The organism is Cognatiyoonia koreensis, assembly GCF_900109295.1.
Taxonomy (GTDB): domain Bacteria; phylum Pseudomonadota; class Alphaproteobacteria; order Rhodobacterales; family Rhodobacteraceae; genus Cognatiyoonia; species Cognatiyoonia koreensis.
In genome coordinates, this window is the sequence record NZ_FOIZ01000001.1 from 146,409 (window position 1) to 166,287 (window position 19,879).

The 19,879-nt window shown below is 59.6% G+C and carries 21 protein-coding genes; 13 read left to right on the forward strand and 8 right to left on the reverse strand.

The genetic code is table 11. The features are described from left to right. Positions 1–7: 7 nt before the first annotated feature. The 9 genes from BMY44_RS00750 to BMY44_RS00790 all read left to right on the forward strand — a co-directional run bounded on the left by BMY44_RS00750 (position 8) and on the right by BMY44_RS00790 (position 8,382). On the forward strand, positions 8–772 hold the full coding sequence (locus BMY44_RS00750) for an SDR family NAD(P)-dependent oxidoreductase (RefSeq protein ID WP_089989061.1): 765 nt from the start codon (positions 8–10) through the stop codon (positions 770–772). Further along, positions 772–1,785, forward strand: a complete 1,014-nt coding sequence (locus tag BMY44_RS00755; RefSeq protein WP_089989064.1) for a LacI family DNA-binding transcriptional regulator — start codon at positions 772–774, stop codon at positions 1,783–1,785. Before BMY44_RS00750 ends, BMY44_RS00755 begins: the two co-directional genes overlap by 1 nt. Continuing rightward, positions 1,782–2,750 (forward strand): nuclear transport factor 2 family protein, encoded by a 969-nt coding sequence (locus BMY44_RS00760; protein ID WP_089989068.1) that lies wholly within the window; start codon positions 1,782–1,784, stop codon positions 2,748–2,750. Before BMY44_RS00755 ends, BMY44_RS00760 begins: the two co-directional genes overlap by 4 nt. Then, entirely contained in the window at positions 2,747–3,271 is a 525-nt protein-coding gene (locus BMY44_RS00765) for a hypothetical protein (RefSeq protein WP_089989069.1), read from the forward strand. The genes BMY44_RS00760 and BMY44_RS00765 overlap by 4 nt, the downstream gene beginning before the upstream one ends. A 97-nt stretch (positions 3,272–3,368) precedes the next feature. After that, on the forward strand, positions 3,369–4,334 hold the full coding sequence (locus BMY44_RS00770; protein ID WP_089989073.1) for a cupin domain-containing protein: 966 nt from the start codon (positions 3,369–3,371) through the stop codon (positions 4,332–4,334). Positions 4,335–4,410: 76 nt separating this feature from the next. Then, the gene (locus BMY44_RS00775; RefSeq protein WP_089989075.1) at positions 4,411–5,535 is read left to right on the forward strand and encodes a cobalamin-independent methionine synthase II family protein; all 1,125 of its coding nucleotides are present in this window, start codon (positions 4,411–4,413) and stop codon (positions 5,533–5,535) included. Further along, on the forward strand, positions 5,532–6,224 hold the full coding sequence (locus BMY44_RS00780) for an alpha/beta fold hydrolase (RefSeq protein WP_089989078.1): 693 nt from the start codon (positions 5,532–5,534) through the stop codon (positions 6,222–6,224). Before BMY44_RS00775 ends, BMY44_RS00780 begins: the two co-directional genes overlap by 4 nt. Then, positions 6,224–6,916 carry an RraA family protein gene (locus tag BMY44_RS00785; RefSeq protein ID WP_089989081.1) on the forward strand — a complete coding sequence of 231 codons (693 nt, stop codon included), beginning with the start codon at positions 6,224–6,226 and terminating at the stop codon, positions 6,914–6,916. Before BMY44_RS00780 ends, BMY44_RS00785 begins: the two co-directional genes overlap by 1 nt. A gap of 53 nt (positions 6,917–6,969) precedes the next feature. After that, positions 6,970–8,382 (forward strand): FAD-binding oxidoreductase, encoded by a 1,413-nt coding sequence (locus BMY44_RS00790; RefSeq protein ID WP_089994317.1) that lies wholly within the window; start codon positions 6,970–6,972, stop codon positions 8,380–8,382. A gap of 324 nt (positions 8,383–8,706) precedes the next feature. On the opposite strand, the gene BMY44_RS00795 is transcribed toward BMY44_RS00790, so the two are convergent. Together BMY44_RS00795 and BMY44_RS00800 are read right to left on the reverse strand one after the other, a co-directional pair. Next, positions 8,707–9,237 (reverse strand): adenine phosphoribosyltransferase, encoded by a 531-nt coding sequence (locus BMY44_RS00795; RefSeq protein ID WP_089989083.1) that lies wholly within the window; start codon positions 9,235–9,237, stop codon positions 8,707–8,709. A gap of 11 nt (positions 9,238–9,248) precedes the next feature. Then, entirely contained in the window at positions 9,249–10,118 is an 870-nt protein-coding gene (locus tag BMY44_RS00800) for an S-methyl-5'-thioadenosine phosphorylase (protein WP_089989087.1), read from the reverse strand. A 134-nt stretch (positions 10,119–10,252) separates the two neighbouring features. Here BMY44_RS00800 and BMY44_RS00805 point away from each other — a divergent pair, with 134 nt between their 5' ends. Together BMY44_RS00805 and BMY44_RS00810 are read left to right on the forward strand one after the other, a co-directional pair. Further along, complete coding sequence (locus BMY44_RS00805; protein ID WP_089989090.1) at positions 10,253–11,917, forward strand: SulP family inorganic anion transporter; 1,665 nt, start codon at positions 10,253–10,255, stop codon at positions 11,915–11,917. Positions 11,918–11,989: 72 nt separating this feature from the next. Continuing rightward, the gene (locus BMY44_RS00810; protein ID WP_089989093.1) at positions 11,990–12,547 is read left to right on the forward strand and encodes a hypothetical protein; all 558 of its coding nucleotides are present in this window, start codon (positions 11,990–11,992) and stop codon (positions 12,545–12,547) included. A 3-nt stretch (positions 12,548–12,550) separates the two neighbouring features. Here BMY44_RS00810 and BMY44_RS00815 read toward each other — a convergent pair whose 3' ends face one another. Further along, positions 12,551–13,156 (reverse strand): flavin reductase family protein, encoded by a 606-nt coding sequence (locus tag BMY44_RS00815; RefSeq protein WP_089989095.1) that lies wholly within the window; start codon positions 13,154–13,156, stop codon positions 12,551–12,553. A 69-nt stretch (positions 13,157–13,225) separates the two neighbouring features. Here BMY44_RS00815 and BMY44_RS00820 point away from each other — a divergent pair, with 69 nt between their 5' ends. Continuing rightward, on the forward strand, positions 13,226–13,726 hold the full coding sequence (locus tag BMY44_RS00820) for a GNAT family N-acetyltransferase (RefSeq protein ID WP_089989098.1): 501 nt from the start codon (positions 13,226–13,228) through the stop codon (positions 13,724–13,726). Between the two features lie 40 nt (positions 13,727–13,766). Further along, positions 13,767–14,558, forward strand: a complete 792-nt coding sequence (locus tag BMY44_RS00825) for an EcsC family protein (RefSeq protein ID WP_089994319.1) — start codon at positions 13,767–13,769, stop codon at positions 14,556–14,558. On the opposite strand, the gene ptsP is transcribed toward BMY44_RS00825, so the two are convergent. The 5 genes from ptsP to BMY44_RS00850 all read right to left on the reverse strand — a co-directional run bounded on the left by ptsP (position 14,513) and on the right by BMY44_RS00850 (position 19,836). Next, positions 14,513–16,792 (reverse strand): phosphoenolpyruvate--protein phosphotransferase, encoded by a 2,280-nt coding sequence (ptsP, locus tag BMY44_RS00830; RefSeq protein WP_089989101.1) that lies wholly within the window; start codon positions 16,790–16,792, stop codon positions 14,513–14,515. The genes BMY44_RS00825 and ptsP overlap by 46 nt on opposite strands. Positions 16,793–16,886: 94 nt before the next feature. Further along, a complete protein-coding gene (locus BMY44_RS00835) occupies positions 16,887–18,125 on the reverse strand; it encodes an aspartate kinase (protein WP_089989103.1) in 1,239 nt (412 codons plus the stop codon). Positions 18,126–18,244: 119 nt separating this feature from the next. Further along, positions 18,245–18,889, reverse strand: a complete 645-nt coding sequence (locus BMY44_RS00840; protein WP_089989106.1) for an SDR family NAD(P)-dependent oxidoreductase — start codon at positions 18,887–18,889, stop codon at positions 18,245–18,247. Next, the gene (locus BMY44_RS00845; RefSeq protein ID WP_089989109.1) at positions 18,889–19,290 is read right to left on the reverse strand and encodes a DUF1178 family protein; all 402 of its coding nucleotides are present in this window, start codon (positions 19,288–19,290) and stop codon (positions 18,889–18,891) included. Before BMY44_RS00845 ends, BMY44_RS00840 begins: the two co-directional genes overlap by 1 nt. 60 nt (positions 19,291–19,350) lie before the next feature. After that, the gene (locus BMY44_RS00850) at positions 19,351–19,836 is read right to left on the reverse strand and encodes an NUDIX hydrolase (protein ID WP_242650445.1); all 486 of its coding nucleotides are present in this window, start codon (positions 19,834–19,836) and stop codon (positions 19,351–19,353) included. Positions 19,837–19,879 lie beyond the last annotated feature (43 nt).

The following is a 19,879-nucleotide window of genomic DNA, read 5'->3' on the forward strand; positions in this document are numbered from 1 at the left end:
GCATGCGATGACCCTTCCGGCCACGCCTTCCTTCCGGCTCGATGGGAAACGCGCGCTTGTCGCGGGGGCGTCCTCGGGGATCGGGCTGGCCTGCGCTGTGGCACTGGGTGAAGCAGGGGCTGACGTGACGCTTGCTGCGCGATCTGCCGACAAGCTCAACGCGGTGGTGGATGAAATGACTGCCGCAGGCATGACAGCCCGCGCGCTGCCACTTGATGTCGCCGATGTCCCGGCAATGCAAACGACAGTCGCCGAAACCGGCCCCTATGGAGTGCTCGTCAATTCTGCCGGACTGGCGATTCACACGCCCGCAATCGAAACAGCCGAAGCGGATTTCGATGCGGTCAGTGCGGTCAACCTCAAGGGGGCCTATTTCCTGACCGTCGCCGTGGCCAAAGGGCTGATCGCTGCTGGCAAACCCGGCAGCCTGATCAACGTCACCTCGCAAATGGCCCACGTGGGGGGAATCGACCGTGCTGTCTATTGCGGCACCAAGCACGGCGTCGAAGGGTTCACCAAGGCCTTCGCAATCGAATGGGGCCAGCACGGCATCCGCGTCAACACGATCTGCCCGACCTTCATCAGAACACCACTCACGGAACAGACGTTTGAACGGCCCGAACGGGTCAAATGGCTGTTGGACAAGATCAAGCTCGGCCGCATCGGTGACGTCAGCGATATCATGGGGCCGGTGGTCTATCTGGCCTCCGACGCTGCAGCGCTGATGACGGGGACGCACATGCTGATCGACGGCGGCTGGACGGCAGACTGATGGCAAGCGAACGGATCACATCGCTGCAGGTCGCGGAACGTGCCGGCGTCAGCCAATCGGCGGTCAGCCGGGTCTTTACGCCCGGCGCATCGGCCAGTCCCAAGACAATCGAAAAGGTGAAAAAAGCGGCGGCAGAGCTCGGGTATCGCCCGAACATGATGGCGCGCGCGATGATCACAGGCAAAAGCCGGATCATCGGGCTGATCGTCGCCTACCTCGACAACCAGTTCTATCCGGTCGCACTCGAACGGCTGTCCAACGCGCTGCAATCGCAAGGCTATCACATCCTTGTCTTCACGGTCACGAACGACGCCGCGCAGGTCGCCGGTGTGCTGCAGGACCTGCTCGATTATCAGGTCGACGGGATCATCACTGCCTCGGTCGGCATGAACGGCGACCTGACCGCGCGGTGCGAGGCGGCGGGCATCCCCGTGGTGATGTTCAATAGGGGGCAGGACGATACGGCGATTTCGGCGGTGACCTCGGCCAACACGGCGGGCGGGCGCAAGGTGGCGCAACACCTGCTGGATTGCGGCTATCAGCGCATCGCCCACATCAGCGGCTGGGAAGGATCATCCACAGGACGGGACCGCAACGCAGGGTTCGTCGCGGGACTTCAGGCGGCTGGGGCAACGCTGCACGACATGATCGACGGGAAATACGACAGGGACACAGCGGCCGCGGCCGCCCGCCAGATGATGGACGCGGCAACACCGCCGGATGCGATCTTTGTCGGAAACGATCACATGGCCTTTGCGGTGATGGACACGCTGCGCAGCGAAATCGGCTGCAGCGTGCCCGATGATGTGGCGATCGTGGGCTATGACGATGTGCCGCTTGCTGCATGGGCGGCCTACGACCTGACAACTGTGCGGCAACCGGTGAACCAGATGGTCAAGGCAACGGTGGACCAGTTGCTTGCCCAGATTGACGACGCAGGTGTCGCCGCGCGCAAGATCGAAATTGATGGCCCGCTGATCCAGCGCGGCACGACCAAAGGACAACGCACATGAAGGGTTTCAATCCCAAATGGAAAGACTTTCCCGACTATATCATCGGGATCACCAAGGAAATCTGGGAAGACCGCGGCGTCGGCACATTGAACCACTACTATGCGCCCGACATCCCGGTGCGCTCACCCATGGGCGTGCAGCAAGGCAATCAGGCGGTGATCGCCTCGACCATGGCCACGATAAACGAATTCCCTGACCGCGAATTGCTGGGCGAGGATGTAATCTGGTCAGGCAACGAAGACGAAGGCTTCCTGTCCTCCCACCGCCTGCTGACCAAAGCGACGCACAGCCGGGACGGGCAGTTCGGGCCTGCGACAGGCAAGAAATGGACCGTGCGCGTGATCGCGGATTGCGCGGCAAAAGATGATGTCATCTACGACGAATGGCTGATCCGCGACTACGGCGGGATCGTGCGGCAACTCGGGATGGACCCGGCCAGCTATGCCGCCAGCCTGATCGAGGCCGAAGGTGGTCCGGGCAACGCCAAACCCGTCTTCACGCCGAAAATGGACGTGCGGGGCGATTACAAAGGCACCGGCAATGACAACGACTGGGGGCAGGAATACGCAGACGTGCTGACCCGGATCATGGCCAAGGACTTCAACGTCATCGCCGAGGAATTCGACCGCGCTGTCATCGGTGAATACGCGGGGGCCAAGACAAGCATCGGGCGCGAGGGCTGTCTGGAATTCTGGGTCGGGCTGCGGTCGTCCTTTCCGAATGCGGACTTCAAGATCCATCACCAGATCGGGATGGATGGCGACATGCTCTCGCCGCGCGCCGCAATCCGCTGGTCGCTCGACGGACTGCACGAAGGCTGGGGTAGTTTTGGCAAACCCACCGGCGCACCAGTCCATGTGATGGGCATGTGCCATGCCGAGTTCGGGCCATGGGGGCTGCGGCGTGAATTCGCGCTGTATGATGAGATCGCGATCTGGAAGCAGATTTTGATGGCGCAGGGATGAGACGCGTCATTGGCATTGCCTGCTGCGTGTTGATCCCGGCTGCGGGCCACGCGAATGATGCAAAGGTCGATATGACGGCCCTGCAGCAGATCGACGCGGCGGCCTTTGTGCCGGGGAATTGCAGGGTTTCCCTGTCGCAAGGGCCGATACTTATGTTTGAATGTGGAGAAGGCACAAACCCGGTCATTGGCGTTTTCGGCGGTACCACGTCAGACCCGCAGATTGAATTTGCAGTTTCGCCTGACATCGCGAAAAGGTGCGCCGATATGGGCAACTGCCTCGAGGGTCAGCCGTTCGCATACGGGGACTGGACCGGTGGGCGATACATCGTCGACGGAAAGTTTGGCTATAACACCCACATCATCCTTGTGTCCGGTGACGCGGTCGTCGAAATCACATCTCGTGACCTGGCTATTGATGTGTCGGTCCAGAACGCCGACATCGCGATGAAACAAGTTGGGGCACTGCTGTTGTGCGAACCCTGGGGCGGGACAAGCCCGACCTGTCCAATGTCACAATGAATCCTGTCATGAACCCACACGTCCCGGACTTGATCCGGAACCTCGACCAGCCACAACCAAATGTCCCGGACCACCTCGGGGACCGGAGCAAAACAAAATGACCCCCGCTGAAATGGAATCCCGCATTGTCCGCTATGGTGATCTGCACCCGTGCAAGACGGCCTTTATCGACGCACATACACCGGGCAGCGATCAGAAGGAAAACTTCACGATCATCGGCGGCGGTGTCAGCGAAAGCCCCGACCAGCACGTGCATCTGGCCATTCCGCACGGTTTCAATATCGGCGCGGCGGGACAGCCGCCAAAGTGCCGCAACTCGCTTCACAGCCACCGCACAGCCGAGGTGTTCTTTGTCCTGAAAGGGCGTTGGCGGTTCTTTTGGGGCCGTTGGGGGAACGCGGGTGAGGTCGTTCTGGAAGAGGGTGACATCATCAATATCCCGACCGGCATCTTTCGCGGGTTTGAAAATATTGGCACTGATTACGGGATGATCATGGCGGTGCTTGGTGGTGATGATGCGGGTGGCGGCGTGATCTGGGCACCGCAGGTGATCGAGGATGCCGCCGGGCACGGGCTGGTGCTGGGCGAGAACGGAAAGCTTTACGACACAAAGAAAGGGCAGACGCTGCCCGATGGGCTAAAGCCGATGCCGCTTTTGACAGACGCTGAACTTGCAACCTTTCCCGAACCCACGTCGGCCGACGTCGTGCCGCATTACGTCGCCCGCTATTGGGATTTGATGGCGCTTGCCGACAAAAAACCCGTTACCGTGATCGGCGAACACGGGCGGCTGCGCGACAAGCCGGGGTTCGAGGTGGCACTGATGAACCGCAACTCTGCTTCCGATGAAATGCACAGCCATCCATATCCGTCCGTGCTGATGCCGATGCGCGGACACTGGCGGGTCAGTTGGGACGGTGGCAGCGCCACGCTTGCGCCGGGTGATACGATGTCGGTGCCAGAGGGGCTGATGCACAACGCGGTGCCGTCCATGTCGGGCGAAGCATCGCTTTACCATGTCGTCGCCACGGGTGACCCGGCGGGCCTGACGTGGAAAGGTTAATCGCGCAAACTGTGCAGCACGGTGTACGCCCTGTGCACAGGTTGTGCACGCAAGTCACCACCCGAAAGGAGCCGAAATGGCCAAAGTCCTAACAACGCACGCCGGATCCTTGCCGCGCACGCAAGAGGTCGTGGATTTAATCTTTTCACGCGAACACGGCCAGCCCTTTGATCAGGCAAAATTTGATGCCTGCATGACGGCCGCCGTCGATGAAACCGTGCGCAGGCAGGCCGCCGTCGGTGTGGATATCGTCAGTGACGGCGAAACGTCCAAGATTTCCTATGCGACATATGTGAAAGACCGCTACACGGGATTTGACGGTGACAGCCCGCGCAACGCGCCAGCTGATCTCAAGAAATTTCCAAGCTTCCTCAAGCGGTTGGCTGACGAGGGCGGCACACCGCAATATGCCAGACCCATGTGCGTCGGCGAGGTGAAATCGAAAGGCCAGGGCGAGTTGCAAAAGGATATCGCCAACCTCAAGGCAGCGATGAAAAAGCACGGGGTGGAACGCGGTTTCATGAACGCGGCCTCTCCCGGCGTCATCTCTTTGTTCTTGCAGAACGATTACTACAAAACGCGCGAGGCCTATCTTGCCGCACTCGCCGATGCGATGAAGGCGGAATACGAAACGATCGTCGCAGCGGGCCTTGATTTGCAGCTTGATTGCCCCGACCTCGCTCTGTCGCGGCACATGCTGTTCAACGACCTCTCGGACGCAGAATTCATCAAGATCGCGAACGGCCACGTCGCGGCGCTGAACCACGCGCTTCAGGACATTCCACAGGACAAGGTGCGCATCCATATCTGCTGGGGCAACTACGAAGGCCCGCATGTTTGCGACATCCCGATGGCCAAGATGTTCGACACCCTGATGTCAGCCAAGGCGCGCTATCTTCTGTTCGAAACCTCAAATCCGCGCCACGGCCACGAATGGACCGTGTTCCGTGACCGCAAGGCCGACATCCCCGATGACAAGGTGCTGGTTCCCGGCGTCGTTGATACGACGACAAACTTCGTCGAACACCCAGAGCTTGTCACGCAACGTATTGATCGCTTTACGGAAATTGTCGGACGCGATCGCGTGGTGGCAGGTAGTGATTGCGGCTTTGGTACATTCGCGGGCTTTGGCGCGGTTGATCCCGAAATTGCCTATGCCAAACTCGGCGCGATGGCAGAAGGGGCCGCAGCCGCGAAATGATACCACTGGTTTTCCTGCCGGGCATGATGTGCGATGCGCGACTTTTCGCGTCACAGATTGCAACCTTTTCGCAGGAACGGGCCGTGCAGGTGGCACACATTGGCGGGGCGGATACGGTCAGCGCGCTTGCCGCGCAGGTGCTTGCCCATGCACCACCGCGTTTTGCACTGGCGGGGCTGTCGATGGGCGGAATCGTGGCAATGGAAATCCTGTCGCAGGCCCCGGATCGCGTGGCGCGGATCGCATTGATGGACACCAACCCAAAGGCCGAAGCGGACGCAATCCTCGATGCGAGAGAGACGCAGATCGCAAAAGTGCGCGCAGGCGGGCTGGCAGGCGTCATGCGCGATGAAATGAAGCCGCGCTATCTGGCCGACGGACCACAGCGCGACGCCATACTAGAGCTGTGCATGGACATGGCGCTGGGCCTTGGTCCGGACGTCTTTGAAAACCAGTCCCGCGCCTTGCAAACGCGCCCGGACCAGCAGGACACCTTGCGAAACGCGCAGTGCCCGGCGTTGATCCTGTGCGGGCGGGAGGATGCGCTTTGCCCGCTGCACCGTCACACGCTGATGGCTGATCTGATGCCGCACGCGACCTTGCAGGTCATTGAAAACGCAGGGCATTTGCCAACACTGGAGCAACCCCAAGAAACGACAGCGGCCTTGCGCCGCTGGCTGGAGGACTAATGGATCAAAGCCTTTTGACACTACTACGCAGTGTAGACACCCCGACGGTTTGCAATGCAATCGAGGTCGCGCAAGGCAAACGCGGATTTAATGCGTTCACGCGCGGCACGATGCTGGCGTCCGATCCGCAAGGCGTGGTGGTCGGCTATGCGGTAACGGCCAAAATCCGCGCCGTGACGCCGCCGACCGAAGCGCCCGATGTGATCCGTGCGCGGCGCATGGATTACTACAAGATGATGGCCGAAGCCCCGAAACCGTCAGTCGCCGTGATCGAAGACACGGATTTCCCCGATGCTATCGGGGCCTTCTGGGGCGAAGTGAATACGACCGTTCACAAGGGCTTTGGCATGGCCGGCGCGTTGACGAACGGCGTGATGCGCGACCTTGGCGACATGGCCGACGGATTTCCGGTCGTCGCGGGGTCGATCGGGCCAAGCCATGGGTTCGTGCATGTGACTGAACTGGCGGGCCCGGTGACTATCTTCGGCCTGACCGTGTCGCCCGGCGATCTTGTTCACGCGGACAGGCACGGCGCGGTGGTCGTGCCGCCCGATGTTGTCGACCACCTTGCCGCCGCGATCCGCAAGATGCAGGAGACAGAGCAGCTTGTGCTTGGCCCCGCGCGCGAAGCGGGGTTTGATTTCGCGCGGTTCGAGGCTGCCTGGACCGCGTTTGAAAAGGCGCGCACCTGACGCATTGAACCTTGTGCCCGGGCATGTTTGAAGCAACAGCAAAGGAGCCCGCCATGCTTAACCCTGTCACGCCGGAATTCGAAACAGAGTTGCGCGCGCTTTTGCCCGCAGCAGCATTCAAGGCGGACACGGAAAAATACTTTACAGAAAGCCGGGCAAGGTGGCACGGGCACGGGCTTGTCGTCGCTCCGGGCACGACCGAAGAGGTCGCCGCGATGGTCAAGGCCTGCCACGCGGCGCGGGTCGGGATCGTCCCTTACGGCGGCGGGACCGGACTTGTCGGCGGGCAAATCATGGAAGACGGACCAACACCTGTCGTCCTGTCGGTCGAACGTTTGAACCAAATACGTGACGTTTATCCGCGTGAGAACGTGATGGTTGTCGAGGCGGGCGTCATCCTTGCCGATGTCCAGAAAGCGGCCGAGGATATCGACAGGCTTTTTCCGCTGTCGCTGGCATCGGAAGGATCTGCCCGGATCGGCGGATTGCTGGCCACGAACGCTGGTGGCGTGAACGTTCTGCGTTACGGCAATGCGCGCGCGCAATGTCTGGGGCTTGAGGTGGTTCGCGCTGACGGGTCGGTCTGGCACGGGCTGTCCCGGCTGCGCAAGGACAACACCGGTTACGATCTGCGCAACCTGATGATCGGGTCAGAAGGGACGTTGGGGATCATTACGGCGGCAGCACTTAAACTGGTTCCGTGCCCCGCAGAACGGGGTGCTGCGATGATGGCCGTCACGTCGCCTGCCGCGGCACTGGACCTTTTGGCGATGGCAGGCGCACGGATGGCCGAAGGCATATCAGCCTTCGAGTTGATGCACCGGCAAGGCATGGATTTTCTGGCCGAGGTGGGGCCAGAGGTCAAAGCGCCGCTGTCACCGTCGCCCGAATGGATAGTCCTGATCGACGTCGGTCTGCCACGCGGGCTTTCGCCGGATGCAGCCCTTGAGGAGTTGTTCGCCGAAGCGTTCGCGGCAGGACTGGTCAGTGACGGTGTCATCGCGCAGTCGGAAGCTGACAGGTTGTCGTTCTGGCATATCCGCGAAAGCATTCCTGAGGCAAATCGCCGGATCGGATCGGTCAGCAGCCACGATATTTCAGTCCCGCTCGGCAGTGTGCCGGCCTTCATTGATGAAGGAGCAGAGTTGCTTGAGAAGTTGGGCGATTTTCGGATCAATTGCTTTGGACATCTTGGCGACGGCAACCTGCATTACAACGTTTTTCCCGCGGCGGGGAAGTCGCGCGCAGACTATGGCAACCTGCGTGATGTGGTGAAAAAGGCGGTACATGATCTGGCGCACGCGCATGGTGGATCGGTGAGCGCAGAACACGGGATCGGCCGCCTCAAGGTGGATGATCTCGAAACCTACGCGGATCCGGCAAAACAGGCGATGATGCGCGCGATCAAGGATGCGCTTGACCCCGAGGGAATTCTCAACCCCGGCGCTGTAATGCGGCGCGCCTGACGGCGCATGACATTCCAGCGCACTGGTCTGCCCGTGCTCGCATCATGCGGGCGATGTCCTTTCGTCAGGCGTCCGGCCAGCCTCCGGCGGAAGTTTGATTGGACAAAGAAAGATTTGGGTGTTCATCAACTATTAAGGTTAACGCGCCATGCTGGAGTTGCGGTACAGGCGGAAGCGTTGATGACCGTGACGGAGAAAGACGCCCTGACCACGTGACTTCACCATGGTCCGCCCTTCAGTGGGCAGCGGGTCGGGGCGCATTTTGTTTGTCTTTCTTTGTCCAATCAAACTTCGGGGTGAGCCGCAGGCGAGGGGCAGCGCCCCTTAGCTTCCCTCGAACGTGCATAGGGTGTGAACATTCATCCCGAGCCGTTCCAGTTTTGCCCGTCCCCCAAGGTCGGGCAGATCGATAATGAATGCGCAGCCCATCACCGATGCGCCCATCTTTTCCACAAGTTTGATCCCCGCTTCGGCTGTGCCGCCTGTGGCCAACAGGTCATCGACCAGCAGGACCCGTTCCCCCGGTTGCAGCGCGTCCTCGTGTACTTCCATGACGGCCTCGCCGTATTCGAGTACGTAGGGCTGTGCGATCGTTTTGCCCGGCAGCTTTCCTTTTTTGCGGATCGGCACGAAGCCCAGCGAAAGCTGGTGCGCGATTGCACCGCCAAGGATGAAGCCGCGTGCCTCGAGCCCGACAACGCGGTCGATCGGTTCACCGGCGTAGGGGTGCAGAAGTTGGTCGATCGCGATCCTGAAACCCCTAGGATCGGCGAAAAGTGTCGTCACGTCCCGGAACATGATTCCCTCGTGTGGAAAGTCCGGAATGGTGCGGATGTAGTCTTTGACGGTTTTCATGGATGCTTTCTTCAGAGAACGCGGCCTGCGACCGCATCGAGTTTGGCGACCAGCGCAGCGTCCCGTTTGTCGGGGGCTGTCATGATCGCGTGTTCGAGTGCCCGATCACAGCCGTGCGGGCAGGGTGCGCGCATCCGGTCGAGCAGCGTTGGCAGCCGCGTGACCAGATCGCGCGCCTTGGAGCCGTTACCTTGCAGCGTCTTGATGACATCGGAAACATCGACTGCCCCGTGATCGGGGTGCCAGCTGTCGTAATCGGTGATCATCGCGACGGAGGCATAGCAAAGCTCTGCCTCGCGGGCGAGCTTTGCTTCGGGCATGTTTGTCATCCCGATCACATCGCAGTGCCAGACATCGCGGTAGAGCCGGCTTTCCGCCTGGCTGGAGAACTGCGGCCCTTCCATCGCGAGATAGGTCCCGCCATCATGCACGTTGATTCCGGCGTCTTTTGCGGCTGTCAGACATGCGGCTGATAGCCGTGGACAGGTCGGATGCGCAACGCTGACATGCGCGACGCAGCCTGTACCAAAAAAGGATTTATTCCGCGCGAAGGTCCGGTCGATGAACTGGTCTACGATCACGAAATCACCGGGGGCCATGTCTTCGCGGAACGATCCGCACGCGCTGACGCTGATCACGTCAGTCACCCCGATCCGTTTCAATGCGTCGATATTCGCGCGGTACGGCACTGTCGTGGGTGTGTGCACATGCCCGCGCCCGTGTCTTGGCAGAAAGACCAGTGGCACCCCGTCGAGCGTACCTGTCAGAACCTGATCGGAGGGTTGCCCCCACGTGCTGTCGATCGTGATCCACGTCGCATCGCTGAGCCCGACGATATCATAAAGGCCAGATCCGCCGATTATCCCGATCTTCGTCTGCATCTTTCCCCCATTGGTTGTGTCCAGTGTTGCCTTGTGACGCGAGGGTCTGCAACCCAATTACAGCCTTGGGGGTGACAAGGCGGGCGTGCTGGGCTAGGTCCGCGCCAAAGCAGTTCCCAATCTCAGGTAAGCACATGGCCCGCGCCCTTCTGGCGAATTTCTCCGACAGTCTGTCTTTGAAAGATCCCGATGCACCGTTGACGCCCGGTCGGATCCGGATTGAGGTGCTTTCTGGTCTGACTGTTGCGCTTGCGCTGGTGCCCGAAGCGGTCGCATTCGCCTTTGTTGCGGGGGTTCATCCGCTTGTCGGTCTTTATGCCGCGTTCATCGTCGGTCTGATCACTGCGGTGATCGGCGGGCGGCCGGGGATGATTTCGGGTGCGACGGGTGCCCTGGCGGTCGTCATGGTGTCACTGGTGGCGCAACACAGCGTCGAATACCTGTTTCTAACTGTGATTCTAATGGGGCTTATTCAGGTTTTTGTCGGGATCATGCGCTGGGGAAAATTCATTCGCCTTGTGCCTCATCCCGTTATGTTGGGTTTTGTGAACGGGCTGGCCATCGTCATTTTCCTGGCACAGCTTGGCCAGTTCCAGGTGCCCGGGACCGCCCATGGTGGCGGCGGGCATGGCATGGCGAACGGCGAATGGCTATCCGGCATGCCGCTTTACATGATGCTGGCGCTGACCGCCCTGACCATGGCGATCATCTGGATCTGGCCCAAGATCACCAGTCTTATTCCCGCACCGCTTGCCGGGATCGGAATTGTCGCGCTTCTCGTGATCGGGCTAGGCCTTGACGTGCCGCGCGTGGGTGATCTGGCCTCTATCGAGGGCGGGTTGCCGCCGTTCCACATTCCCTGGACCCTTGATCCGGCGACCGGAGTCACCGGGCTTTATGGTGATCTGCTGCCGCCGCTGAACATGGAAACTTTCTGGATTATCTTGCCTTACGCGTTGATTCTATCTGCGATCGGCTTGATCGAAAGCCTTCTGACATTGAACCTTGTGGGCGAAATGACTGGCAAGCGGGGCGGTGCGTCGCAGGAATGTATCGCGCAGGGTGTTGCCAATACTGTCACGGGGTTTTTTGGTGGTATGGGTGGCTGTGCCATGATCGGCCAGTCGATGATCAACGTGAAATCTGGCGGCCGCACGCGGATTGCAGGTGTTGTCGCGGCCTTGTTCCTGCTGGCCTTCATCCTGTTTGCATCCGGTCTGATTGCGCAGATTCCGCTGGCGGCCCTTGTGGGCGTCATGTTCATGGTCGTGATCGGCACATTCGCGTGGAAGTCGCTGACGATCTTGTTCAAAGTACCGTTGACGGATGCTTTCGTCATTGTGCTGGTGACGGCTGTGACGGTCTATACCGACCTTGCTACGGCTGTTGTCGTCGGGGTGATCGTGTCCGCGCTGGCGTATTCCTGGAACAACGCGACCCGCATCCATGCCCATACCGAGGTGACAGAAGGTCAGAAGGTTTACCGCATTCAGGGTCCGCTTTTCTTTGGGTCTGCGGACGGGTTCGCAGAACTTTTTGCACCTGATGCTGATCCGGAGCTTGTCATCATCGACTTCAACGAAAGCCGCGTTGTGGACCAGTCTGCCTTGCAGGCAATCGAGGCGGTTGCGGCCAAGTACGAGACGGCTGGCAAGAAGATCCAGTTGCGTCACCTGAGCCGCGATTGTCACCAACTTTTGTCCAAGGCCGGGCACCTGATGGTCGACAGTGATGATGACCCCGATTACGCGCTGGCCGTCGACTATTCCGTGCGTACCGGGATCATTGGCGGGCACTAGGGTTTTCCCGACTTTGTCATAAACCGGAAATCGCGTAGACTCCGTTCATTGAATGAGTGATTGGAGTGCTACATGCCTATTCGACTATTTGCAGTCGGGACCGGTGCATTTGAATACCGGAACCTCAATATTGATGTCGGTGAAGTCTTTGAAATGGCCGATATGGCCAGTCTTGCCGAGACCCTGCCGAGTGCCGGTCGCACCGCCGCGCGCGCGGCCGGAAACGAGGCGATCACATCGAACTTGCAGCGCGGTATGACAGGTATCGCTGACGGCGCGATCCAGAGCGCATTCAGGGCTGGCTGCTATGCATTGCGCGAGGCACCGGGCGACCTCGCGCTGTCCTTCTCGTTTCGTAATGAACACTGGCACCAGATGCACGACACCGGTAATCGCCAGTTTACACTGACGCACAGGATGATGAATCCGGCGTGGCACATTCTTGAACGCATCAGACCGGCGCTGGAATCAGCGAGTATGATGAACTTCGGGACGTTGGCCGGACTGGCGGCGACATTCACGAATTTCAGCCTTCACGAATCCCATCCGGGCGCAAGCCAGCACCGCAATCGGGACCGGCCTATCGCGTATAGCGGAATCCGCAGGCTGAACGTTCAGATGACCTGCTGACGCTCAGCTTTCAGGCCGCTTGAGGCTGAAGACCGCGTCCACAAAGCTGTAATCGTGATAGCCAAGCCGTGCGAGCGGGTTGAAAGTGGTCACGTCGAATAGGCCATTCACAAGGCAATCATCGCGCATATGGACGCCGGTGACCTCGCCGAAAACGACAAAGTTCGCCGCGCCGGGAAGCTGCACGATCTGTGTCAGCTTGCATTCAAGCGTCGCTGGCGCATCCTGCACGCGGGCACAGGCGATGGTGGCGCAGTCGGATTTGGCGATTCCGGCATCTGCGAATTCGTCTGTGTCGCGCGGCCAGGGCCCTGATGTTCGATTCATCACATCACGCATGGCGAAGGCCACGATGTTTACGGCAAAAACACCGGTATCGCGGATGTTGGCGACACTGTCCTTCGTACCGTCCCTGTCGGGTTTCGCGCTTGTCGAGGCGAACATCACCTGCGGCGGCTCGTAGGCTACTGCGTTGAAGAACGAATAGGGTGCAAGGTTGTCGGACCCGTCCGCGCCGCGCGTGCTGATCCAGCCGATCGGGCGGGGTGTGACGATGGCGTTGAATGGATTGTGTGGCAAGCCGTGACCGTCTTCGGGTCTATAGAACATCGCTGCGCCTTTTCGTCTGTGGTTCCAGCCGCTAACCTGCCCTGAAAAGACAGAGCAGGCCAGCGCAAGATGCGAACACAAGAGATTGTCGTCACCGAGGAAACGCTTGATGACTGGTGGGAAGTCGAAATGCTGTATGATCTGTGTTTTGCGCCCGGACGATCCGCCTTGTCATCCTATCGCCTGCGCGAGGATGTCAGACCGATTGCAGCCCTTTGTCTTGTTGCGCGGGATCATGACGGTGTGCTGGCCGGTGCGGTGCGAAACTGGCCGGTGAAGGTGGGTGGAAAGCAAGCGTTGCTGCTTGGCCCGATTGCCGTCCATCCGACACGCCAGGGCGAAGGGATCGCTGCGCTTTTGATGCTGGATTGTATCGGACGGGCCGCCGCACTTGGCTGGGAAAGGATCATGCTGGTGGGTGATGCACCTTATTACGGCCGGTTCGGTTTTTTCCGGCTGCGCGACGTGAAAATGCCACCGCCGACGAACCCGAAACGTGTTCTGGGTCTCGAACTTGTGGATGATGCCTGGGACGGTGTCACCGGATCGGTTCTGCGCGCCATAGATTGAAACCGGGTCGGGCCGGTCATATCTATTCTTTATGAGCGAGATGAAATTGGTGAACCCCGATAACCCACACCCGCCGCTGACAGAGGAGGCGGAGGAGATGATTGCAGCCTTTGCGCGGCGCCAAGCCAAGGCAAACGGCGTGCTGATGCAGGCGATCAATTATGTAGGCGGTCAAGTCGAAGACACGCTGAAGCTGCTGCCAAAAGGCGCGAAATCCCAAATCAACGGCGCGGCCCGTAAAGCCTTGCAAAAAAGCTATGACGTGGCCGCAACGTCCCGCACGGGCGTCGGGGCAGGGCGGATCAAGTCGGATCGGGCGCATAAGGTGCTTGCCACGATTTCAGGCGCGCTTGGGGGTGTTGGCGGTTTGCCCACTGCGTTGGCGGAACTGCCGATTGCCACCACGATGATTTTCCGCGCGGTGCAGGGCGTTGCTGTGCAATATGACGAAGATCCGACCGATCAGGAGACCCGGCTGCAATGCCTTGCCGTCTTTGGCGCAGGCGCGCCGGGGCCGGACGACGACGGGGTCGATACCGCATTCATCGGCGCGCGTCTTGGCATCACAGGGGCGGCGATCAACGGGCTGCTTGGCAGGGTCGCACCACGTTTTGCAACCGTTCTGACGCAGAAACTGGCGTCACAGGCGGTGCCGTTGCTGGGGGCCGCAGCCGGTGCGGGGACGAACTATGCGTTCACCGATTACTATGTTGAAATGGCTCACGTTCATTTCGGTCTGCGCCGCATCGCCCGAATTCACGGACCCGACACCGTCGAACAGGCGTTTCACACAGCGCTTGTCGCCGCCAGATTGCCAGTCAACCGCGCCTGATCCAGCAAATAGTCTGAAACGGCTGTGCGCACCGATTGCTCGCCGCTTTCGCGGGCCTTGTTAATGACGGATTTGACCTCGCTTAGATCCACTTGCCGAAGCAGATGCTTGACCGGACCGACGGATGCCGGGCGCATGGAGAGCGACCGAAAGCCAAGGGCGGCAAAACAGATCGCTTCAATCGGGCGGCCTGCGTCCTCGCCACAGAACGAGATCGGCGTATTCGATTTTTCGCAACGCCCCACGACCATTTCCAGATAGCTCAGAAAGCTGACGTTCAGCGTGTCATAGCGTTTGCGTACCCGCTCGTTTTCACGGTCGGCTGCATAGAAGAACTGTTTAAGATCGTTTCCACCGACAGAGATGAAATCGACCTCTTGGTAGAAGCTTTCAGGTGCAAATCCGAGCGATGGCGTTTCCAGCATCGCACCCACCTCGATCTTGGAAGGCAGCGGATTGCCAAGCTTTTGTTCGCGGGCGAGCACCTTGTCCATTTCCGCTTTTGCGTCGCGAAATTCGCTGCGAAGCGTGATGAACGGGAACATGACCGTCAAGGGTTCACCATTGGCGGCACGGATCAGCGCCTGCAGCTGCATGCGCAGGACCCCGGGTTTATCAAGGCCCACGCGGATCGCGCGCCAGCCCATTGCGGGATTGGGTTCATCGTTCGGCTTCATATAGGGCAGCACCTTGTCTGACCCGATATCAAGCGTGCGGAAGGCGACGCGCTTGCCTTTGGCCGCATCCATCACGCGTCGGTACAATGCGACAAGTTCGGCGCGTCGGGGCATCTTGTTGCGCACAAGGAACTGTAGCTCTGTGCGGAACAGACCAACGCCAAGCGCCCCGCAGCTTTCCAGCGATGGCAGATCGGCCATCAATCCCGCATTCATGTGCAGTTGGATTTCGGTGCCGCATTTGGACCGTGCGGGCAGATCACGGATCGAGGCATAACGTTCCTGCGCGCGCGTCTGCATTGCGATCTTGTCGCGGAATGCGGCCTGCACCTGTTCATCGGGGCGCAAGTGAACAATGCCTTGTTCGCCATCAACCAGCACGACGTCACCGTTCAACGCTTCGGTTGTGATGCCCTTGGCGTTGATAACGAGCGGAATGGCCCAGGCGCGGGCTACGATGGCCGCGTGCGAGCCGACGGACCCTTCTTCCAGAATGATCCCGCGCAATGTCTTGCCATAGTCCAAAAGCTCGCCAGGGCCGATGTTGCGGGCGACGAGGATTGGGTTGTCGGGCATTTCCGCACCCGTTTCGCTGCCTTGGCCTGTCAGTATGCGCAGAAGGCGGTTCGACAGATCGTCCAGATCGTGCAGCCGTTCGCGCATATAGGCGTCCTTGGCCTGTCCAAGGCGCGAGCGTGCAAGCGATTGTTCCTTTTCGACAGCCGCTTCGGCGGACAGACCGTTGGAGACGTCGTCTTCCATGCGCTTCATCCACGAACGGGAATTGGCAAACATGCGGTAGGCTTCGAAGACCTGTTTTTGATCGCCGACCATCTGCGGCGAATCCGTCAGCATCTCATCGACACTCATGCGCAGCGTATCGACTGCTTCGCGCAAGCGGGCCAGTTCGACGTCCGGGTCTTCGGAAATCGGGTTCGTGACGACGACCCGCGGTTCATGCAGATAGACCTGACCTTCGCTGACGCCTTCCTGACCAACGCTGCCTTTGAACATCACTGCCTGTTGGTGGCGTGCGGACAGGGCGGCACCTTCGCCGACAAAGGCACCAAGTTCTGTCATTTCTGCGATCACCATCGCAACGACTTCGAGCGCGTAGACCTCGTCAGTGGTGAATTCGCGGGCTTCCTTTGACTGTACGACCAAAACACCCAGCGCATCACCAAGCCGCTGAATCGGCACGCCGCAGAATGATGAAAACCGTTCCTCGCCCGTTTCCGGCATATAGCGGAATCCGCGTTCGTTCGGGGCATCGGCGGTATTCATGACCTGTCCGGTCTTTGCGACACGGCCCACAAGCCCTTCGCCGAGCCGCATGCGGGTAAGGTGCACGGCTTCGGCCTGCAGACCCTTGGTGGCGCAAAGTTCAAGTGTCTCGGTATCGCGGAACAGGTAGATCGAACAGACTTCGGTGGCCAGCGAACTGGCGATCAGTTCGACGATCCGGTCGAGCCTTTCCTGTCCGGCCCCATCTTCTGCCAGCGCCTTTCGCAGGCGTCCGAGCAGTTTCCGGCTTTCTGATTCAACGCTTTGCGGCATTATGCGTTCCCCCGCTGACTGTCTTAAAGGACAGGTCCGACAAGGCAAAGGGGCATTGCGCTATCAACCTCGGGAAATCGGTGCTGCCTGTTATTCAGGCAGCTTTGTGCAGATCGAATGCATCGTGCAGCGCCTGCACGGCAAGTTCCATGTATTTCCGGTCGATCAACACCGAAATCTTGATTTCAGAGGTCGTGATGACCTTGATGTTGATCCCTTCGTTGTGCAGCGCCTTGAACATATCTGCTGCAACACCGGCGTGTGACCGCATTCCGATCCCCACGACTGATACTTTTGCAACCTGATCGTCTGTCACGAAGTCATGAAAGTTGATTGACTCGCTGGCCTTGGCGTCTTCCATCGCTTTTTGCGCGCGCAACACCTGATCGACCGGACACGAGAACGTCATGTCGGTGCGACCTTCTTCAGAGATGTTTTGCACGATCATGTCCACGTTCACGCCCGCATCGGCCAGCGGTCCGAAGATCGCCGCGGCGATCCCCGGGCGGTCGGCGACCGAAATGAGTGTCAGTTTCGCTTCGTCGCGGGAATATGCGACACCGGCAACAGCATTTTGTTCCATGATTTCTTCCTCATCGCAGACCAGCGTGCCTGCCTCGTCAGATGGTTCCTCGAACGACGACAGCACGCGCAGGCGCACCTTGTAGCGCATCGCCAGTTCGACAGAGCGTGTTTGCAAGACCTTCGCCCCGAGCGAGGCGAGTTCGAGCATTTCCTCGAACGCGATCTTGTCGAGCTTGCGCGCCTTGGAGGTGATGCGCGGATCCGTCGTATAGACGCCGTCCACATCGGTATAGATATCGCAACGTTCCGCTTCGAATGCGGCGGCAAAAGCCACTGCCGTTGTGTCTGACCCGCCGCGTCCCAGTGTCGTGATCCGTCCTTCGGGGCTGACCCCCTGAAAACCGGCCACGACCGCGACCTGCATGCCGTTGTCAAAGCGGGCGCGGATATTGGCGGGCGGGATATCCTCGATCCGGGCGCTGGCATGGGCCGATGTTGTCTGGACCGGCACCTGCCAGCCTTGCCAGCTGCGGGCATTGATCCCCATTTCCTGCAAACGCAGCGCCATCAGGCCAGCGGTGACGTTTTCCCCCGAGGACACGACGGCGTCATATTCCCGCGCATCGTAAAGCGGCGATGTTTCATCGACCCAGCCGACCAGTTCGTTCGTCTTGCCGGACATGGCCGAGACGATCACGATCACATCGTAGCCTTTTGCGACCTCGACCGAGACACGCTTGGCCGCGCGTGCAATCCGGTCAAGATTAGCGACCGACGTGCCGCCGAATTTCATCACGAGTGTTGGCATGGGAAGTCCTTGGAGCCCTTTGGCGTCCCTTTAATGCGCTCTGCCCACAAGGGCAATGGCATCGGTCAGGGCGGGGTGCCGTAGCGTCACATTTTTGCGCGCCCAACCTTCCGCCCTGCCTAGTAGGGGTGCGGCGTGCCGTCCCAGTTCTGGAATGTCCCGCTGGTCTGGATGCTGAGGTCGTCGAGCCGGGCGATCAGCCCATTTGCGCTTTGCGTCGGGGTGATCGCCGCCACGTCGCCGCCCATGTCCGTTTGCACCCATCCCGGATGATAAATGCCGACGGAAATGCCGCGCGATTTCAGATCGGTCGCAAGGTTGCTGCCAAGGTTCAGCACCGCCGCCTTGGACGCACGGTAGATGTAGCTGCCACCGCTTGCCTTTGCGTTGGCCCCCATCTGGCTGGAGATGATGCCGATCTTGCTGCCGCTTTCCAGAAACGGCAGGACCGTCTGGATCGTTTTGAACACGCCGGTCACATTCGCGGCAAAGGTCGCGGCCCACATGTCCTGCGGATAACCTGTTTCAAGGTCTTCGCCCTTGTCCAGGTAAACGCCAGCGTTGCAGACGAGCGTCGCAATCTTGTGCCCCTGAAGGCCCTGCGCCAGCTTGTCAAAATCTGCGGGCTGCGTGACGTCCAGCTGCAGAAACCCGTCCTGTGGCGCATCGCGGTGCGTTCCGATGACCGTGTCACCGCGTGATTGCAATTGCGTGCGCATTTCCGCGCCGATACCGCGGTTTGCGCCGGTAATCAGATATGTCATCAGTTCGTCTGCTTTTTGGGAATAAATGGGAGTGGCATGACCGGAATACCGTCTTCGATCAGCGATTTCGCCTGTTTCGCGTCCGCCTGACCATAAATGGCGCGTGCTGGTTTTTCGCCGTCATGCATTGCGCGGGCTTCGGTATAGAACGTGTTGCCGACGTAGTCCGCGTTCGTCTCAATGTGCTTTTTCAGGGCGGCAAGTTTTTCAGCCACGTCCGGCTTGCTGCGGTGTTCCTTTTTGGGAATGGCTGGTGCCATGATCGTTTTGCTGACTTGCGCAGACCCGCAGGCGTCACAATTCACCATGCCAGCCTTGAGCAGCCGTTCGAATGCGTCGCCGGACTGAAACCAGCTTTCGAAATGGTGGTCGTTGTCACATGTCAGCGTATAGCGGATCATTGTCCTGTCGCCTGAGAAATGCGGATAGATCGAAGATAAGTATCTTTGTTGAAAAGACAATCAATTCTCGAGGCGTTCGGGATCGAAGGTCGCAACGATCCGGCGCAATTCGGGTTCTTGCAATTTCTTCGCCGCAATTCGCTGGGGCACCCACTTGCGTTTGCGCTGCTTCTTTTCGGGCCATTTGCTCGCGATGTTGGTGATTTTCACAGGATAAACCATCACGATCACCGGCGTAGGGTTCTGAGAGAGCGGTTTGACATATGAGTAGGCCCCGAGGCAGTGGTCGATCGGCTGACCGGTCACCCCAGCCTCTTCCCAAGCTTCGGTTGCGGCGGCTGCTGCGGGAGTCTGTTTGTGCATTGGCCAGCCTTTGGGCAGAATCCAGCGTTTCGACTTACGACTGGTCACAAGGCAGACTTCGACCGTTCCATCCGTCACGCGATAGCACAGGGCCGCGAACTGTGTGCGAACATCTGTTTTCCCACCTTCCCGCAGTTTCAAGGGCAACTGGCGTTTTTTCTTTTTGGTGGCTTGTTGAGGCACGCGCCTTAGGTTCCTTTGCATTGACGGATCTACCGTTCCACGC